Origin of the sequence: Stieleria sp. (assembly GCF_041595215.1) — a bacterium.
GTDB classification, from domain to species: Bacteria; Planctomycetota; Planctomycetia; order Pirellulales; family Pirellulaceae; genus Stieleria; species Stieleria magnilauensis.
This window is the reverse complement of the sequence record NZ_JBFHKV010000822.1, coordinates 1-4,000: the sequence shown is the minus strand read 5'-3', so window position 1 is coordinate 4,000 and position 4,000 is coordinate 1. Positions and strand designations below refer to the sequence as shown.

At 58.3% G+C, this 4,000-nt stretch carries 4 protein-coding genes; 2 read left to right on the top strand and 2 right to left on the bottom strand.

Annotated features, from left to right (window positions below):
- Both ABX749_RS24735 and ABX749_RS24730 read right to left on the bottom strand, forming a co-directional pair.
- The coding region (locus ABX749_RS24735) for a S8 family serine peptidase (protein ID WP_372898342.1) at positions 1–1,377 on the bottom strand (1,377 nt) is incomplete at its 3' end.
- Positions 1,378–1,810: 433 nt separating this feature from the next.
- Entirely contained in the window at positions 1,811–2,047 is a 237-nt protein-coding gene (locus tag ABX749_RS24730; protein WP_372898341.1) for a hypothetical protein, read from the bottom strand.
- 278 nt (positions 2,048–2,325) lie between these two features.
- On the opposite strand from ABX749_RS24730, the gene ABX749_RS24725 reads away from it, so the two are divergent.
- A complete protein-coding gene (locus tag ABX749_RS24725; protein WP_372898340.1) occupies positions 2,326–3,429 on the top strand; it encodes a DUF2891 domain-containing protein in 1,104 nt (367 codons plus the stop codon).
- Positions 3,416–4,000 (top strand): Nramp family divalent metal transporter (locus ABX749_RS24720; protein WP_372898339.1); only part of this gene is annotated, 585 nt, incomplete at its 3' end. The genes ABX749_RS24725 and ABX749_RS24720, both read left to right, overlap by 14 nt.

The window sequence follows — 4,000 nt, the reverse complement described above, 5'->3', positions numbered from 1 at the left end:
CTGTTGCCCGGATGAATACATCTCGTAAACACGTGACAGGTTGAGCACTCCAGTGCCTTGCTGGTTGTCCAATGGTTGCGTGATGGAATTGCTCCAGGGTGAACCGTCTGCGTCGAGCGTTTTGATTCCGGAATTCATGACAATCGCCTTGATCAGCCTGTGATCGGTGGTCAATTGATTCCGTTTTCCGTAGTCAAGCATCTGTGTCACGGCGCCTGTGACGAACGGGGTGGCGAAACTGGTGCCACCGAATCCACCGCCGGCAAGTCGCCCGTCCCGCCAGTCGGCCCGTGTGGAGACGACATCGACGGCTGCATTGCCGATCATGTCTGGCTTGCTGCGTCCATCGAGAGTCGGGCCGTAATCCTGTTGACTCCAGGCTCGGTCCAGGGTCTCCCGGAGTCCGCCGACGGTGATGACGTTTCGAGAAGATCCGGGAGCCGTCGGCCGGGAATGGTTGGCCAACTGATTGACCGCCGGCACGGCGACGATATCGCGTCCGTAGCTGAGATAGTCAACGAGCAGGTTGGTCTTTGAGGTTTCGCCACGATAAGAATTGTCAGCCGAACCCGCCCACCATGACCAGCTCATGTTGATGACTTCGGCACCATTTTCGACAAGGAACCCCGCTGCGTCGAAGACATCTTGCACACTCAACCCGGGAACCTGGGCTCGGTTGATGAACTCTGCGGTAACAAATCTGGCGTCTGGGGCCAATCCCGTCACGTCACCGTCGTTTTCACCGCGTGCCAAGACGATCCCCATCACCGCCGTGGCATGATTCGCATTGACCGGGCTGTCGCCGATTCCGTCGGTGTTCTGGGAGGACGCGACGAGTCGTTGGCGGCCCAGCGAATCCACTCCTGTGAACCAAGGATGATTGAAATCGAAGGCATCGTCCATCGTGCCCACAATGACATCGGTGCCATCGCCAAGAAGGTTACGGCCCTGTTCAGCATCCACCAACGACCATTCGTGTGTGATGTCGCCCCCGACCGAGAAACTGAACGTCATCGAATTGTCCGCTTCATTCGATTCGTCCACCGTTCCGTCGACATCCAGAGTCACTGTGATGCTGTAAGTCCCCGCCTTGTGCATCACCCAGGTTCCCCAAACGTGATGCCACGTCGTCCGGCCGCCCAATCCAGCCCCCCAGGTGATCGGCGGGGCGACATGCTGAGGGTTGCTGTTGACCGTCCGGCCGACGGAATAAGCGGCACTGAGCGGATTGTCGTACGTAAATTCCACGCGGACAAAAAAGGGTTCGCCGGCTTGCGGCACAATCACATTGTTGCTTCCATCGACAGGGTGTGCCGCCGTCGGAAAAAGATTGGCCGTTGAAGCATTTTCCGGGTCAGGAAAACGGTTGGACGTCACTTCATCAGTCGCAGAGGACGACGGAGAGCCGCCAACGAGTGGAGGGCCGGTCGTGACAAAAGGGCCTCCGAATCCCGTCCCCCCCAAGTCGTCGGGATGCCAGCTTTCCCCGCTATCGCCGGCAAGCAGGCAACGGGGCTCAAGCTGTTCGAAACGTTTGCGTCTGCACCGTTGGCGTTGCGTATATCGAGGCATTTGCCGAGAAAGGGCTCTTCGTTTTCGAAAAACAGGAATTGCCATAGGTGAAAATCCGTGAAAACGTAAACGGCGCAAGGGCAGGTGGCGTGCCGGGACTGGCAAGACAAACGGCCATCGAGGGCGATCGGCACTCCTCTCACCACACCAGACAAGATCTGCGGTCCGGTCAGGCGCTCAGTCCACGGAATTTCGCTGAGGTGATCGGGAGTGAAACCAATATAGCTCCATCGGATTTTCACTGCGGCGCGGTGCCACAACACAGGTGCGGTACGCGAGAGCCGACACCATCAACCGCTTGGCTTGGAGCGGTCGTCTTGAAGCAATTCACGCAGCCCAGCATCCCCAGCGGAACCAGCGCGGTCGGTTCCGGAGTGGCCGACGGTGCGTCGGTGTAGGTGACGTCGGTCACGGAGTCATCGATTCCCGAGTCGGTATCGAAGGCGTCGAAGGAGAGGGCCGCTGCGCTCTTCACAGTACCGGCTGGGGGTGGTCAAAAGATTTGTTGGTCAAAAAATGGGAGCCGTGCACGGCGATTGATCCGCGTCAGACATTTTCTGACCAACCCATTTTTTGACCAACCCATTTTTTGACCAACAATCGGGTCCTAACGTGCAAGCGGGGACAGATCATCTGTCATGATGCACCGTTGTTCGTCCTGAAACTCAACGCTTTCGATCTCCAGTGCCGATGATACCGCTCAACCCATCTGCCCATTCAATGCCGTCCCCGCGAAAACTCGTTCGTTGGGGGATGGTCGTCTGCGTCGCGTGGTCGATGCTCCCACTCGGCAGCAATGCAATCGCGCAGTCGTCCACTCCGGTCGTCATGAACGCCGAGATGGCTGAGTCGTGGGCGAAGCTGGTACTGAAAGGAGTCGATACGGAGTTCCCCAACAAACTGTCCTTGGTTTATCTGAACAAGGATCAGATCAAAGCACCGCGTGAGCATTTCCCGGCCTTCTACGGTTGCTACGACTGGCACAGCAGCGTGCATGGCCATTGGGTTCTGGTTCGATTGTTGAAAGACTACCCCGGCATGGCGTCGGCACCCAAGGTTCGCGAGGTGCTGTCGCGGCACCTGTCGGAAGAGAACCTGAAGCAGGAGGCTGCGTTCTTTGCCCGGGACGAGCAGAAGACGTTCGAGCGGATGTATGGTTGGTCGTGGTTGCTTCGCTTGGTGATCGAACTCGACGGCTGGGACGATGCGGATGCGAAACGATGGCGAGACAATCTGCGCCCGCTGGAAGTAGTCTTGGCGCGACGCGTGAGAGACTATCTGCCAAAGCTGACGTTTCCGATTCGAATCGGCCAGCATACCGACACGGGATTCGCGTTGGGACAGATCTTGGATTATGCCCGTGCGATGGAACAACCTGAATTGCAGGATTTGGTGATCGATCGTGCGAAAGCGTACTTTGCGACCGACCTCGATTACCCCGTGCACTATGAACCTTCAGGGCATGATTTTTTCTCGTCGTGTTGGAACGAAGCCGATTTGATGCGTCGGGTGTTGCCGGGACCCGAGTTCGAGAACTGGTTGACCCAGTTCGTGCCCCAACTGGCGACGCAATTGACCGACGGCACGATCGCGCCGGTGGCGGTCAGCGATGTGACGGATCCCAAGATCGTTCACCTGGCGGGACTGAATCTCAATCGCGCCTGGTGCTTGCGATCGGTTGCGTCGGCACTTCGGCAAGACCATCCACTGAAGCGCGTTTTGAATGAGAACGCGGAGTCGCATCTTGCGGCGGGATTGGCGTACATCAACAGTGGTCACTACGAGGGCGATCACTGGTTGGCAACGTTTGGCTTGTATGCGATCGCTAGGGTCGGAGTCGTCGATGGCGGGCAGTGATGCGACGGCGGTCAAGCCGCGAGTCCGGTTTCGGCTCGGCCCAGGCTTGCTGGTCACTGCGGCGTTCATCGGACCGGGCACCGTCGTCACGGCCAGTCGGGCGGGAGCCCAATTCGGATGCGAATTGCTGTGGACGATTGTGTTCGCAAGCTTCGGAACCATCGTGCTGCAATCACTCGCGGCCCGATTGGGAATCCTGAGCGGAGCGGGTTTGGGGGAATCGATTCGGCAATCACTTTCACAAACGCGATGGCTGCGACCGGCGATCGTTTTGGTGATCGCAGCGATCGGTGTGGGAAACGCGGCGTATCAGACGGGAAATCTGACGGGGGCTGCTGCCGGCATCACGTCGGTGACTGATGGAGACGCCGTCGTTTGGTTGGCCATTCTGATCGTATTGACGTCGGGAGTGATTTGGCTGGGGCGATACAAGGTTCTGCACCGCGTCTTGGTCGCCTGGGTGATCCTTTTGAGTGGATCGTTCCTGATCGCCGGAGTGATCTCCATGCCGCCTGCGACGCAGATCTTGAGAGGCGTTTTCCTGCCGCGGCTCAACGCGGAGAACTTGACG